Here is a 14,383-nt window from a genome sequence, read left to right as displayed (position 1 = left end):
ATGGCCTTCCTCGAAATCTCCGGTCTCAGAAAACGCTTCGGCGCCGTCGACATCCTCAAGGGCATCGACCTCGAACTCGAAAAGGGCGGCTTTCTCGTGCTGGTCGGCCCGTCCGGCTGCGGCAAGTCGACCCTGCTCAACACCATTGCCGGGCTGGAGACGATCACCTCTGGCGATATCCGGATCGACGGGCGCGCCATCAACGGCCTGCATCCGTCCAAGCGCGACATCGCCATGGTGTTCCAGTCCTATGCGCTCTATCCGAACATGACGGTGGCCGGCAATATCGCCTTCGGCATGGAGATCCGCGGCGTTCCGAAGGAGGAGCGGGCCAAGGCGATCAAGCAGGTCTCCGACATGCTGCAGATCGGTCATCTGCTCGACCGCAAGCCGAGCCAGCTTTCCGGCGGCCAGCGCCAGCGCGTCGCCATGGGCCGGGCGCTGGTGCGCAATCCGCAGGTCTTCCTGTTCGACGAGCCGCTCTCCAATCTCGACGCCAAGCTGCGCGTCGACATGCGTACCGAGATCAAGCGGCTGCACCAGCGCATGGGCACCACCTTCGTCTATGTCACCCACGACCAGATCGAGGCGATGACGCTGGCGACCAAGATCGCCGTGCTCAAGGACGGGGTGCTGCAGCAGTTCGGCACGCCGGCCGAGATCTATAACAGCCCGGCCAATCTCTTCGTCGCCGACTTCATGGGATCGCCGGCGATGAACCTGCTCAACGCCACCGTCGAGGCCGGTGTCTCCGGGCTTGCCGTCGCACTCGAGCGGCCGAACGGCGCGCCGCTGAGGCTGCCGGTCGTCGCAGGCAATCACGGCCTGTCGGCCTATGCCGGCCGGCAGGTGATCTTCGGTATCCGCCCGGAAGCCTTGACCGATCCGGACGGCGCCGACCGCAAGGCGCGCTCGCTGACCGAGGATGATTGCCTGATCGAGGTGGTCGAACCGGCCGGCTCCGACACCTTCGCCGTCACCAAGCTCGGCGGCAAATCCGTCGTCGCCCGCCTGCGCGCCGATGCCGGCATCGCCCCGGGACAAAACACCCGCCTTGCCTTCAATCTCGACAAGGCCGTGTTCTTCGATCCCGACAGCCAGATGCGGATCGCGTGATGGTCTGGGGGCTAGGATGAGCGGTTCACCAGACATCGTCATCATCGGCTCAGGCGTCGGCGGCGCGACCGTCGCCGCCGGCCTGGCTGCGACCGGTGCTGACATATTGATCCTCGAAGCTGGCGATCACATTGCCGATCTTCCCGTCAATCGCGACCAGCGCGCCATCTTCCAGCGAGGGCATTTCCGCCCTAGGGAAGTCTGGTACGAGGCGAGCGGCAAAGGCTTCAATCCCGGCAACTACTACAATGTCGGCGGCAATTCGAAATTCTACGGCGCCGTCCTGTCGCGCTATCGCAAAGAGGACTTCGGCGTCATCGAACACCGCGAAGGCGTGTCGCCGGCCTGGCCCTTTTCTTATGAGGAGTTGGAGCCCTGGTACTCGAAGGCGGAGCGGATGTACCAGGTCCGCGGCAGTCTCGGCGACGATCCGACGGAACCACATCACTCGACTGCCTACGAATTCCCGCCCGTGCCCGACGAGGCGCCGATCGCCGAAGTCCGGGAGCGCCTCAAGGCGAAAGGCCTGCATCCGTTTTCCCTGCCGCTCGGCCTCGATCTCGACGCCTGGCTCTCCAAGGCGCGTACGCCCTGGGACGCTCATCCGAATGCACGGGACGGCAAGATGGACGCCGAGACTGCGGCGCTCGCGGTGGCGCTGAAACATAAGAACGTTCGGCTCGAAACCAATGCGCGCGTGACGCGGCTCGACACCGGAGCCGGGAGCCGGATCGACCGCGTCACCTTTGTCAGGAATGGTCAGACGCTGACCCTCTCGCCGAAGATCGTCATCCTTTCGGCTGGGGCGGTTCAATCGTCGGTGCTGTTGCTGCGTTCGAAAAACGACCGCTTCCCCAGGGGCCTTGCCAACTCTTCCGATCAGGTGGGCCGCAACTTCATGAACCACAACGCTTCCGCCGTGATCGGCGTTTCGCCACGGTTCAGCAACACCGCTGTCTATCAGAAGACCTTCGCCTTCAACGACTTCTATCTCTCAGACGGGGAGGGAGGACCGCCGCTCGGCAATGTGCAGTTGCTGGGCCGTATCTCCGAAAGAGTTCTTAAAGGCTCTCTGCCACAGGCTCCGGAATGGCTTCTCCGTTTCATAACGGACCATGCCATCGACTTCTATGCGATGAGCGAAGACGTTCCCAATCCGGAAAGCCGCGTCATGGTCGATGGGGATCGGATCATTCTGCAATGGCAGAGGACCAACTGGGACGCCCATCTGGCGCTTGTCGCCAAGCTGAAGGCGATCCTTCGGTCGATCGGATTTCCGATCGTGCTGTCGAGATCTTTCGATAAACGCACGCCGTCCCATCAGTGCGGAACGATCCGCATCGGCAACAACCCTGCAACGGCGCCGCTGGACCCCTATTGCCGGTCCTATGACCACGAAAACCTCTTCGTCGTCGACGCCGGCTTCCTGCCCACGTCGGCTGCGGTCAATCCGGCGCTGACCGTCGCCAGTCAGGCGCTGAGAGTTGCAGATCACATCGCATCGAAGGACTTGCAGACGCGGGCAGATCCGCTGGCGCGTGCCGGTCTCACATAGGACAGTAAAATGGGCTTCGACTATATCATCACCGGTGCCGGTCCTGCAGGCTGCGTCCTGGCAAGCCGCCTCAGCGAAGATCCCGATGTCAAAGTGCTGCTTCTCGAAGCGGGCGGCGGCGACTGGAATCCGCTTTTTCATATGCCTGCCGGCTTCGCCAAGATGACCAAGGGCGTGGCGAGCTGGGGATGGCAGACCGTTCCCCAGAGGCACATGAAGGGCAGGGTGCTTCGTTATACCCAGGCGAAGGTCATCGGCGGCGGCTCGTCGATCAACGCCCAGCTCTATACACGCGGAAACGCGGCCGACTACGATCTCTGGGCCAGCGAAGACGGCTGCGAGGGCTGGGATTATCGCTCGATCCTTCCCTATTTCAAACGGGCCGAGGACAATCAGCGCTTCGCCGACGACTACCACGCCTATGGCGGTCCGCTGGGTGTTTCGATGCCGGCTGCACCGCTGCCGATCTGCGACGCCTATATCCGTGCGGGGCAGGAGCTCGGCATTCCCTATAATCACGACTTCAACGGCCGCCAGCAGGCCGGCGTCGGATTTTACCAGCTGACCCAGCGCAATCGCCGACGGTCCTCGGCATCGCTCGCCTATCTCTCGCCGATCAAGGACCGGAAGAACCTGACCGTTCGGACGGGCGCGCGCGTCGCGCGGATCATCGTCGAAAGAGGCCGAGCGACAGGCGTCGAGATCGCGACCGCGCGCGGCTTGGAGATCGCCCGCGCCGAACGCGAGATCTTGGTCTCGTCAGGTGCGATCGGATCGCCGAAGCTTCTTCTGCAGTCCGGCATCGGGCCGGCCGATCACCTCAAATCGATGGGCGTCAAGGTGAACCACGATCTGCCCGGTGTCGGCGGCAACCTGCAGGATCACCTGGATCTTTTTGTCATCGCCGAATGCACCGGCGATCACACCTATGACGGCGTCGCGAAGCTGCACCGCACACTCTGGGCCGGGATTCAATATGTCCTGTTCCGCACCGGTCCGGTGGCCTCGTCGCTCTTCGAGACCGGTGGCTTCTGGTATGCCGATCCCGAAGCGCGGTCTCCCGATATCCAGTTCCACCTCGGCCTGGGATCAGGCATCGAAGCCGGCGTCGAGCGGCTGAAGAATGCAGGCGTGACTCTCAACTCCGCCTATCTGCATCCGCGCTCGCGCGGCACGGTGCGTCTGTCATCCGCCGACCCGGGTGCGGCACCCTTGATCGATCCGAACTACTGGTCCGATCCGCACGACAAGAAGATGTCCCTGGAAGGGCTCAAGATCGCCCGCGAGATCATGCAGCAGGCGGCGCTGAAGCCCTATGTCATGGCCGAAAGGCTTCCCGGTCCGAAGGTCATGACCGACGAGCAGCTTTTCGACTATGGCTGCGCCAATGCCAAGACCGACCACCATCCTGTGGGCACCTGCAAGATGGGAACGGGACCTGACGCGGTTGTCGGGCCGGATCTCAAGGTCCATGGCCTGGAAGGCCTCCGGGTCTGCGATTCCTCCGTCATGCCGCGCGTGCCGTCCTGCAACACCAATGCGCCGACGATCATGGTCGGCGAAAAAGGATCGGATCTAATCAGGGGTTTGCCTGCGCTGCCCTCGGCAATCTTCGCTCATGAACGCAACGATTCCAGGCCGCGAGCCCGCGCGGAAATCCGGTAAGGAGAACGACGATGTCTGAAGTCAGAGTTGCAGTGCTTGGCGCCTCGGGCTGGATGGGGAAGGTCCATACGATGGCCTATCAGACCTTTCCGCATTTCTTCGGCGTGTCGCATGGAACGGCGCGGATCGTGACGCTGGTCGACAGCAGCCCTGACGTAGCGCAGGATATTGGCAACAGGGCGCCGGGGGCTAGAATCTACCAGGATTGGAAGCTGGCGGTTGCCGATCCCGAGGTCGATCTGATCGATATCTGTCTGCCCGACCATCTTCACTATCCGGTGGCCAAGGCGGCGCTGCTGGCCGGCAAACACGTTTATTGCGAGAAGCCATTGGCCAACACCGCCGATGAAGCGCGGGAACTGGCCGAGATCGCCAGAGAGAAAGGTGTGATTACGCGTGTCGGACACGCCTTTCCCCGCAATCCCGTTCATGATCTGGCGAAAGACATCATTCAATCCGGTGAAATCGGCGAGATCAAGCTGTTCCGCGGCTGTCAGCACGTCGATATGTATGGTGATCCCACGGCGCCCTTCATGTGGCGCGCCGATGGCAAGCTGGCACCGACAGGCATCGTCGGGGACACGGGTTCGCACATTTTCAGCTTCATGGATTTCCTGGTCGGGCGCGTCAGTTCGCTGATCGCCGACAATCTGATCGTCACGCCGCGCCGGCCGGTCGTCGAGGGCCTTGCCTATGGCGAGCAGGTGAAACTGACGGGCAACGAATCCTGGGCCGATATCACCAACCCCGACGCGACCAACCTTCTATGCCGGTTTGCCAACGGCGCCGGCGGGATCGTCGATTTCAGCCGTGTCGCGACCGGCCGCAAGTTCATGCAGACCTACGAGGTCTACGGAACCAAAGGCAGCATCGCCTATACCTATGACGAGATAAACCGGCTGCGCTTCTACTCCAATGACGACCGGACGGGACGGCGCGGTTTTCGCGCGATCGACGTGGGGCCGGAGAATCCCACCTTCCGAGCTTTCCTGCCTCTGCCGAATTTCGGCATCGGCTACAACGAAAGCAAGATCATCGAGGTGGCCGAGGTGATCCGCTCGATCGTCTCAAACAGGCCGATGTGGCCGACCTTCGATACCGGCCACCACATCTGCCAGATCGTCGACGCATGCATGGAGTTCTTCCCGGCAAAAACGCTGGGTCGACATCCCGCTCGGATAAACGCCTATGACCATAGACGTCCCGCAGGAAATTCTCGACGCGCTGACCGATGTCGATATGCCCAGGCTTCCACCAGAAGCCGGCCCTTCGGCAACGGCTCGGCTTGCCGGTGTCGCCGTGCCGATCTATCGAGCCGGCTGTGTCGTCGTCGGATCGGGTGCTGCAGGTCTGCGCGCGGCCGTGGAAATGAAGCGGCGCGGCGATGATGTCGTCATCGTGAGCCAAAGCGCCTGGGGCGGAACCTCGGCCTGCTCCGGTTCCGACAAACAGACCCTGCACACGGCGAACACGGCGGATCAGGGCGACAATTACAAGGCGATGGCCCGGGCCATTCGCAGCGGCGGCGCCATGGACGAGGACACGGCCTATGTCGAGGCCGTGGGCTCGTCGCGGATGATGGCGTCGCTGCAGTTCCTCGGCCTGCCGCTGCCGCAGGATCCGCTCGGTGGAACGCTGCGATATCAGACCGACCATGACGAGGTCGGCCGCGCCACCAGCTGCGGCCCGCGCACGTCGCGCCTGATGGTCAAGGTGCTGGCCGAGGAGGCGCTCCGGCTCGAAGTGCCGTTCTACAACCAGACCACCGCAGTCAAAATCCTCACCGAAGGCGAAGGACCGGATCGCCGCGTTGCGGGGATACTTGCCATGCGCGCCGCTGATCGCATGGAGGAGAACCCGCTCGGAATCGCCTTGTTCGTCAGTAATGTGATCGTGCTCGCGGCTGGCGGACCAGGTGAGCTCTATCGCGACAGCGTTTATCCCAATGGTTGTTTCGGCTCCCTCGGCCTGGCGCTCGAGGCAGGCGTCGAACTCGTCAACCTGACCGAAAGCCAGTTCGGCATCGGAACGCGCAGGGAAGGCTTCCCGTGGAATCTATCGGGTACTTACGTCCAGGCGATTCCGCATATCTATTCGGTCGATGCCGAGGGTGGTGAACATCATTTCCTGGCGCAATATTACCGCAGCACCCAGGAGCTGGCGTCGAACGTCTTCCGCAAGGGCTATCAATGGCCCTTTCATGCGACGCGCATGCTGGAGTTCGGCTCGAGCTTGGTGGATCTCGCCATCCATTGCGAAACCGCCGCGGGGCGGCGTGTCTTCATGGACTTCAATCGCAATCCACTGCCTGTGCCGGGCGACCTGCCGTTCAGCCTGGAGAGGCTGGACGAAGATGTCCGCCTCTGATCTCGGCAAGGCCGGCGCCGATCAGGACATGCCGATCGATCGGTTGAAGCACATGAACCCGCTCGCGATCGAGCTTTACCGCCGCTACAAGATCGACATCGCCGCCGACCCGCTGGAATTCGCCGTCAATAACCAGCACATGAATGGCGGCATCATGGTCGACACCTGGGGCCGCAGCAATCTTGCCGGCTGTTACGCGGTCGGCGAAGCGGCGGGCACACATGGCGTAACGCGGCCCGGTGGCGCCGCGCTCAATGCCGGGCAGGTCTTCGGCACCCGGGCGGCCGAGCATATCAGCGCAAGCGGAAGGGCGAAGGGGGCCGCCACGGGAGATATGTCAGGTGTCGCGGAGGCAGGTATCACCGCGCTCATGGCCGCTCTTCGCAGCGAGAGCTCGCTCACCCTCAAATCGATCCGCTCGGAAGTGCAGGCGCGAATGAGCGAGAAGGCTGGCATTATCTGCGATCGGGAGAGCGTCGCCCGGGCCTTGGTCGAAGCGCGCAAACTGAATGCGGACATTCGTGCCGGGGGCGTCGCCTACGACCGCGCAGCCGAAGCGGTCCGCGGCGTGCAATGGCGCCACATGGCGCTCGCCTCGGAAGCCGTGCTCAGCGCCCTCGACTTTTTCATTCGCAATGGCGGCGGCAGTCGCGGAGCGCGAGCAATATGTGATGCCGAGGGCGAATCCCTTCCATATGCGAGTGCCGGCCCTTTGGAGGAATATCGCTTCCGCAGAGAACGCGAAGCGCATCGGGACGAGCAGATCGTCGTTCGACTCGACGGCGATGAGCTCAGGCTTTCAACCCGTTCCAACCGCAATTTCGATGAAAGCGCCAAATCCTTCTTCGAGCGAGACTGGCCCGCCTGGTTGACGGGCCGCATCTATGATCTCGGCGTGGGCGAATAAGGCGTGCCGCAATCGCAATCAATCGGGATTGGCAACCGGTGGCGGAACCCGGATGCGCTCCGTGTCGTCGGAGCCTTCGGCGACGGCCTCTTCGCTTTTGCGCACGCGCCTTGGCGGATCTTTTCCTTCGATCGGCTTCGGCGATAATTGGTCGTCGGCGTGGATCTCGTCGGTGTTGAGATAATTCTTGCTTTCACCCATGACAATCACTCCGGGAACAGAATTGGCAGCCATTAATGCATGTCGCCCGGAAGTGTGCAGCGGTTCCGGGACAACGACATGCATAAAAACAAAGGGCTAAAGCGCGTCGCATGAATCAAATTTGATGCGACGCGCTTTAGACAATCTCCTTTGCAAGCTAACGCCAGCTGGCATCGTGAGGTTCCCTCGCTCCTCCGCGAGATATCGCGGCTCAAACGCCGCCAGCTTCGGGGATGTCGAGCTCGATCATGACCGGCGCATGGTCGCTCGTATGCTCCCAGCCCCTTGGCTTTCGCCGGACGCTTGCCGATCGAAGCCACGGCGCCACTGCCGGGCTGAGCAGAAGGTGGTCGATCCGCAGCCCGGCGTCGCGTTCGAAACTGTTCCGCCAGTATTTCCAGAAGGTGTAGATGCGCTCGTTCGGATGCAGATGCCTGACGGCGTCCGTCCAGCCTTGGGCCACCAGCCGGGCATAGGCCTTGCGCACTTCCGGCCTGAAAAGCGCATCGTCCAGCCAGCGCTCCGGCTTGTAGACGTCGATCTCGGTCGGCATGACGTTGAAATCGCCGGCCAGGATCGACGGCACCTCGATTTCGAGAAGTTCGGCGGCATAGGCGTGCAGGCGACGGAACCAGCGGAGCTTGTATTCAAACTTGGCGCTGGGAAAGGGATTGCCGTTCGGAAGATAGAGGCATCCGATCACAAGGCCGTCACGACGGCTTCGATATAGCGGCTATGGGTATCGTCGGGATCGCCGGGAAGGCCACGCCTTGTCAGGATCGGTGTCTTGCCCTTCGCCAGAATGGCAACGCCGTTCCAGGATCTCTGTCCATGCCAGACCGCGCCGTAGCCGGCCCGTTCGGCCTCCTTCCGGGGAAATCTGGCGTCGTCGGTTTTCAGTTCCTGGAGGCAGGCGACATCCGGGGAATCCTCCTTCAGCCAGCGCAGCAGGATATCCAGCCGTCCGTTGATCCCGTTGACATTGTAGGTTGCGATTTTCATGAGACCCATGTCGAGGTGGTGCGGCCATAATCTAAAACCGCTCCTGAGTTTCCTCCTCCGGAAGTCCGCGCCCACCATCGGCCCAGTCAAGACGGCTTTCCACGCCGTAATGTCCCGCCGGCCGAATCCGGTCGGGGTGATCGAGCGAGCCGGCCGTCACGCGGATCAGCTCATCGCCGTCATACTGAAGAAAGAGCGGTGTTCCGCAATTGCCGCAAAAGCCCCGCATCGCAATGGGCGAGGATCGGTAGGTGGCGGGGGATCCGCGTGTCCAGACGAGATCCTCGACCCTGGCCTGGACGAGAACCGCGAAAGGACCTCCGGTCGCCTTCTTGCACATATCGCAATGGCAATATCCCGAATGCGGCGGGTCACCGGCGAATTCGTATCGGCAAGATCCGCACAGGCAGCCGCCGGTCCATAGGGTGGCCATGGCAGAGGGTCTCAACGCGTCGCGCCGAAGACGAAGGCGATGCCGGCGACGACTGCTGCGGCGGTCAGCGGCTGCCGGCGTATCCGATCCTCGATGTCCTGGACGAAACTCTTCGCTTCCGCCTTTGCCAGGCGGGCCGTTCCGGACGCCAGTTCCGACGCGGACTCGGCCATCCGGCCGGCTTCTTTCTGCAGTGCGCGCAACTCCTCGCGGTCGTAGCCGGTCGGGCGCAGGGCTTGATCGACCAGCGGATAATCTTGATCCGGCGCGGTCGGATCAGGCTCGCGCTTCACGCGCTCAGCCGCCTCGACATCGCTGCGGCCGACGGGAATGGAGGTATGGGTGGCCGACACCGGATCGGATGCGGGAAACGTGTCTTCGATCGCCTTGTCGAGTTCGCCCCTTCGGGCCTGCTTTCGCTGCTCTGCCTGCTCTTTTTTCATGGATTGGACGGCAGGGGATTCGTTCGGGTTTGGCATCGGGGCTTCCTCTGTTGCAGTTTGATAAACAAAGCGATGACAAAGAAAGAAGTTCCAGAAAAATGCGTCCATGCCTCCCGCAGCAACACCTTGGTAAGAAAGGCAAGAATATTACAGCCAAGGGCCGCTCGCGTTTTCTGCGCCCATCCATTTGGTAGTCTGGCGCCGGACCAAAGTCCCGCCTTTTGTAGTACCTAGGTCCGGTTGCATTTAATGGTCGAAAAAGCGAAAATTATCATGCGTCCAATAACGGTAGGAATGGCGAAGAACAGATGAACGAGGCTACGGCATGACTGTCTCGAAACGCGCTTTTCTGAGATGGGGCGGCAGCGCGGCCGTCGCCCTCGTTGTTGCCGCATCGCCTTTGTCGATCAATCTCGGCGGCTCCCTTCCCCATCTGGCGGTGAAGCACGCGCAGGCAAAAGATGGCAATAACGGCAATGGGGGCGGCAACAGCGGTGGCGGCGGCAATAGCGGAGGGAGTGGGAACGGCAACGGGGGAGGGAATAGCGGTGGGGGCGGAAACAGCAACGGTGGATCCGGCAACAGTGGTGGCGGAAACTCCAACAGCAACGCGTCATCCTCTTCCTCCGCCGCCGCGTCGTCGAAAGAATTGGGGGCGAGAGCGACTGCGGGTTCCGACGGATCGATCAACGTTCGCCACGCGAACGGCATCACCGAGAGCCTGCGCAGCGGCCGCTATGTCATGAAGGACGCGAAAGGCAGGACGATCATAAGTCGTCAGGCGACGGCCAACGACACCCGCCGGCTGAGCCGCTTCCTTCGCTAGAGCATGATGCCGAACAGTGTAAGCGGTTCGGACGACATCATGCTCTAACTCTTTAATCAAGAACGGGATTCAGATTTTCCGCCGCCCTCGGCGCTACCGCCGTTCGCGCCATTGCAGGGCCGCTTCGGTCCTGTTCGAGACGCCGAGTTTGCTCAGAATCTGGGTCATATGGTGCTTCACGGTCTTTTCCTGCAGGTTGAGGCGCAAGCCGATATGCTTGTTGGAAAGGCCTTGAGCGACAAGATCCATCACCTCGCGTTCCCGTGGCGTCAGACCGTTCTTGTCGGAGGCTGCGCCATTCAGCGAATTCTCCATGACCTTTGCCGACATCGTCGGCGAGATATATCGTGATCCGCTGAGGACGGTCTGGATCGCCTCGGCGAGACCACGGGAGCCGACACCTTTGAGAACATAGCCCATCGCCCCGCGTTGCAGGGCGCCAAGCAGCGTGTCCACTTCTTCGGATACGGTCAACATCAGCACTTTCGTCGCCGGACTGTGCTCCAGGACGTCGCTGATCGCAGCCAATCCGCCGCCGGGCATCGAGACATCGAGAAGCATGACGTCGGGGCGGTTGTTCGAAGCGATCATGGCGGCGTCTTCGCTGCTGGCGCCTTCGCCGATAACCACGAAGTCGCTCATCTCCGACAAGCTGCGCGTTACGCCCTCGCGAAAAAGCGGGTGGTCGTCCACGACGCCGACGGTGATTGCTGTCATCTCTCTAGTCTCCAACTTCCATGGGCTCGAAGGTCATGGTCACGGTCGTTCCTCCTTCGCCTGTCTTGATGTCGAAGGATCCCCCCAGGCTCTCGATGCGTTCGCGAAGCCCCACCAGGCCGAGGCTTGTCGGCCTCACGTCCGCCGGGTCGAAACCATCGCCACGATCGCTGACCTCGACACTGACATGACCGTTGTGCGACACGGCTTTCACGGTCTGCTCAACACCGCCGCCGTGGCGATAGGCGTTGTTCAGGGCTTCCTGGATGAAGCGATAGATACAGATCTTTACGGCAGTCGCGAGTTCGGGTCCATCCTCGTCGATGATTGTTTCGACGAGGGTTTCGGTCTTGTGCTGATGCGCTTCGACGACCCGCAACACGATCTCGCTGATCGTGGATTTTTCGATCTGTGGCAGCACCAATCCGCTGCAGATATTGCGGATCTCCGTCATCGCCTCGGCCAGGCTCGAGCGAATCCAGGCAAGTTCCTTTTCCCGGGCTTCGGGTTTGGTAGAGGCGTTGATCAAAAGGTCGCTGTCGAGTTCGTAGTGAAGCATAGGCGATGTGCTGTGCCGGGCCGTCGTGCAGATCGGCGCCGATGCTGCGCAGATATGTTTCGTTCAGTGCCGCCACCCGCTGCGAAGCGCGCTGCAGCCGCCGCTGAAGACCGCGATTTTCGGAGAGCAGCGCCGACAATTCCGTCACCCGTTCTTTGAGATCCTTGCGCTGCGCTTCTATCGTGCGGCTGCCCCGAAATACCAGGGCGGAGAGAACGAGGAAAAACACCCCCGTGAGGGCTGCGACCGCCCCCAGCTCCGCAGCCTCGCACGTGCCAGACTGTCGGCGAGACCCTCCGCCGTCTCGTAGAATTCGAGCACGGCGACCGCCTGGCCCGACCACGGCTGCAGAACCGGGTTGTAGATTTCCATCAACGGCTTGCCGAGCGCGCGCTCGACGCCGCTTTCCGGGTCTTCGGCGATCTCGTAGCGCGCAACGAGCGACCCGGCGAATGCCTTCTGCAGCTTGTCGCTTACGGGAAACTTCTGGCCCACCAGTTCTTTCACGTTCGAATAGAGAATGGTGCCGTCGCTTCGCCACAGCTTGAACGAGATAAGGCGCCTGCCCAGCGCGCCTTGGCCGAGCGTCTCGTCCAGCGCCTGGGCGGTGCCCTCATCCAATAGCGATTCCGTTTGCATGTCGGGAAGCAGCGGCGCCACGACGCTATCGACGTAAAGCGCCGTTGCCGCGCCGGAATTATGAATGACGGCTTCCTCGATCAGATGGGTCACGAGAACACCGACCAGAAACATGACGGCGATCGAGACCAGGCCGCCCGCGATGAAAAACTGGGAGGCGAGAGAGCGGGCATTCCAACGGCGAAGCCAATTCATTTTGATACCGGCAAGTGATTTTGCCGACTAACCTACAGCGTCTTTAGAGTTTTTCCAGACAGGATCAGGGCAGATTCCTGGTATCGAAGACCTCGGCGCCTCTGATGCTCTCGGTTAACCGGAGGCCGTCGCCTGACATGGCTGCGCCAAAGGCATAGAGAAGGCCGGCCAGAACGACGACGAGAGCGATGACGGAGACGTTCCAGGCGTCATTCACATGGGATCTGTTATTGCGGTTCATGTGCGGATCTCCTTCCGTGTCTTTCAAACGACGCCGTCGGGCCCCCGTTCCACGCCGGGGACTTCGGTCGAAGAGGCTTGGGACCATGGTCCGATCACCGTGGACAATGGCCGATTCAGCCATATTTTCCCGTTCGACGGAGTTGGTTTCGGAGGCGTATGCGTGACAATTTCTGCGGACATCGATGGCGGCGCAGACGCCGCATTTTCCACCTCTTCGACACCGTTCGGGGAGGGCGTCGCCGACCTTTACCAAGCCCTTCTTGTGCCGATCCTCTTCGAACCCTATGCGTCGGAAATGGCGAACGTCGCCGAACGGCTAAAACCCGTCAGCGTGCTCGAAGTCGCGGCGGGGACCGGCGCCCTGACGCGCGCTCTGCGCGCCAGGCTCGATCCGGCGGCCGAGATCGTCGCCACCGATCTCAGCCAGGCAATGATCGATGTCGGCGCCCCGTCCTTGACGCTGTCGCGGACCCATTGGATGCATGCGGACGCGCAAAATTTGCCCTTCGCCCACGCAATGTTCGATCTCGTCATCTGTCAGTTCGGCGTCATGTTCTTTCCCGACAAGCCGAAGGCCTATGGCGAGGCGAAAAGAGTTTTGCGGAGCGGGGGCCGTTTCCTGTTTTCGACATGGGATTCGCTTGCGGCCAACGACTTCGCAAGATGTGTGGACGAATGTCTGAGAAGGCTCTTTCCGTCCGATCCCCCGGACTTCCTCGAACGTTTGCCATACTCCTATTTTGACCCCGGTGCGATCAAGGCACAGGTTTCGTCGGCGGGCATCGAGGCGGTTTCCTGCGATCGGGTGACGTTGACCTCGGTCGCGGCCACCGCCCATCACGTTGCGGCGGCATTCTGCAAGGGTTCGCCTCTCAGAGGAGAGGTCGAGGGGCGGGCGCCGGAGCGCATGTCCGAGATCGTTGATGAGGTGGCGGAGCAGGTAGCGTCGCGCTACGGCGCGAGCCCTTGCGGAGACATGAGCGCGTTCATCGTCGCCGGCCGCGTTCGGTAACTGTTCCAGCCGCAGATCAAAATGCAGAGCGGACGCCTGATCGGCGCGGAGGCTTTGATTAAGGGACCATCCCGTAGTTTGTACGGGAGGGTTCGTGCATCGCGTCGATGACGTGCTGCTCGATCTCGATGCAGGTCTCGTCATATTCCCGAACCAGCTTCAGATTGAACCGTCGCCGCCGAAGACGATCGCGTGCTTCGACCGCCATCTGATAGGCCTCGAAAAGCTCGAGCTGCCAAGGCTCGCGCGCCTCCATGATTAGCGTCCGTATTTGCGGCAGGCGCATCGCCAGGCGCCTGCGTCCAGCTTCCCGGCGGTTGGATCGTGTCATCTCCCTCAGTCTCCTGCCATGCCCACAACGCGGTGCCCCTGCGATCCTTAAATAGCGCCGGCAACGATTATTGAAATGGGTTTCGGACCTATGGCCGGGCCCCCTCAGACTGAGGTCCGAGAGCTGGAACGACCCGGTGCGCAGCTAGTTGGTCTGCCAGCGGTCGCGAAGA

At 61.8% G+C, this 14,383-nt stretch carries 11 protein-coding genes and 4 pseudogenes; 7 read left to right on the top strand and 8 right to left on the bottom strand.

From position 1 onward, the window contains the following. The 5 genes and pseudogenes from MHI61_RS14830 to MHI61_RS14810 all read left to right on the top strand — a co-directional run bounded on the left by MHI61_RS14830 (position 1) and on the right by MHI61_RS14810 (position 7,610). The gene (locus tag MHI61_RS14830) at positions 1-1,116 is read left to right on the top strand and encodes an ABC transporter ATP-binding protein (RefSeq protein ID WP_239791113.1); all 1,116 of its coding nucleotides are present in this window, start codon (positions 1-3) and stop codon (positions 1,114-1,116) included. Positions 1,117-1,132: 16 nt separating this feature from the next. Next, the gene (locus MHI61_RS14825) at positions 1,133-2,671 is read left to right on the top strand and encodes a GMC family oxidoreductase (protein ID WP_239792554.1); all 1,539 of its coding nucleotides are present in this window, start codon (positions 1,133-1,135) and stop codon (positions 2,669-2,671) included. Positions 2,672-2,680: 9 nt separating this feature from the next. Continuing rightward, a complete protein-coding gene (locus MHI61_RS14820) occupies positions 2,681-4,336 on the top strand; it encodes a GMC family oxidoreductase N-terminal domain-containing protein (RefSeq protein WP_239792553.1) in 1,656 nt (551 codons plus the stop codon). 11 nt (positions 4,337-4,347) lie between these two features. After that, positions 4,348-5,518: pseudogene (locus tag MHI61_RS14815) on the top strand (Gfo/Idh/MocA family oxidoreductase). Between the two features lie 6 nt (positions 5,519-5,524). After that, positions 5,525-7,610, top strand: a pseudogene (locus MHI61_RS14810) (FAD-binding protein). Between the two features lie 18 nt (positions 7,611-7,628). Here MHI61_RS14810 and MHI61_RS14805 read toward each other — a convergent pair. The 4 genes and pseudogenes from MHI61_RS14805 to MHI61_RS14790 form a co-directional block, all read right to left on the bottom strand. Continuing rightward, positions 7,629-7,811: a hypothetical protein gene (locus tag MHI61_RS14805; RefSeq protein ID WP_239792552.1), complete on the bottom strand. Its 183-nt coding sequence runs from the start codon at positions 7,809-7,811 to the stop codon at positions 7,629-7,631. A gap of 211 nt (positions 7,812-8,022) precedes the next feature. Further along, positions 8,023-8,813: pseudogene (xth, locus tag MHI61_RS14800) on the bottom strand (exodeoxyribonuclease III). Between the two features lie 31 nt (positions 8,814-8,844). After that, a complete protein-coding gene (locus MHI61_RS14795) occupies positions 8,845-9,246 on the bottom strand; it encodes a GFA family protein (protein ID WP_239792551.1) in 402 nt (133 codons plus the stop codon). 11 nt (positions 9,247-9,257) lie between these two features. Continuing rightward, the gene (locus tag MHI61_RS14790) at positions 9,258-9,725 is read right to left on the bottom strand and encodes a hypothetical protein (protein ID WP_239792841.1); all 468 of its coding nucleotides are present in this window, start codon (positions 9,723-9,725) and stop codon (positions 9,258-9,260) included. Positions 9,726-10,014: 289 nt separating this feature from the next. Here MHI61_RS14790 and MHI61_RS14785 point away from each other — a divergent pair, with 289 nt between their 5' ends. Beyond that, complete coding sequence (locus tag MHI61_RS14785; RefSeq protein ID WP_239792550.1) at positions 10,015-10,515, top strand: hypothetical protein; 501 nt, start codon at positions 10,015-10,017, stop codon at positions 10,513-10,515. A gap of 93 nt (positions 10,516-10,608) precedes the next feature. Here MHI61_RS14785 and MHI61_RS14780 read toward each other — a convergent pair whose 3' ends face one another. From MHI61_RS14780 to MHI61_RS14770, 3 genes and pseudogenes are all read right to left on the bottom strand, one after another. Continuing rightward, positions 10,609-11,232 carry a response regulator transcription factor gene (locus MHI61_RS14780; RefSeq protein WP_010029651.1) on the bottom strand — a complete coding sequence of 208 codons (624 nt, stop codon included), beginning with the start codon at positions 11,230-11,232 and terminating at the stop codon, positions 10,609-10,611. Between the two features lie 4 nt (positions 11,233-11,236). Then, positions 11,237-12,625, bottom strand: a pseudogene (locus MHI61_RS14775) (sensor histidine kinase). A 64-nt stretch (positions 12,626-12,689) separates the two neighbouring features. Next, a complete protein-coding gene (locus MHI61_RS14770; protein WP_170964719.1) occupies positions 12,690-12,866 on the bottom strand; it encodes a hypothetical protein in 177 nt (58 codons plus the stop codon). A gap of 162 nt (positions 12,867-13,028) precedes the next feature. On the opposite strand from MHI61_RS14770, the gene MHI61_RS14765 reads away from it, so the two are divergent. Beyond that, positions 13,029-13,880, top strand: a complete 852-nt coding sequence (locus MHI61_RS14765) for a methyltransferase domain-containing protein (RefSeq protein ID WP_239792549.1) — start codon at positions 13,029-13,031, stop codon at positions 13,878-13,880. Positions 13,881-13,938: 58 nt separating this feature from the next. On the opposite strand, the gene MHI61_RS14760 is transcribed toward MHI61_RS14765, so the two are convergent. After that, positions 13,939-14,211, bottom strand: coding sequence for a hypothetical protein (locus MHI61_RS14760; protein ID WP_239792548.1), 273 nt, complete (start codon positions 14,209-14,211; stop codon positions 13,939-13,941). Between the last annotated feature and the right edge of the window lie 172 nt (positions 14,212-14,383).

Source organism: Rhizobium sp. K102 (assembly GCF_022385315.1).
GTDB lineage: Bacteria > Pseudomonadota > Alphaproteobacteria > Rhizobiales > Rhizobiaceae > Rhizobium > Rhizobium croatiense.
This window is presented reverse-complemented; position numbering and strand designations above follow the sequence as displayed.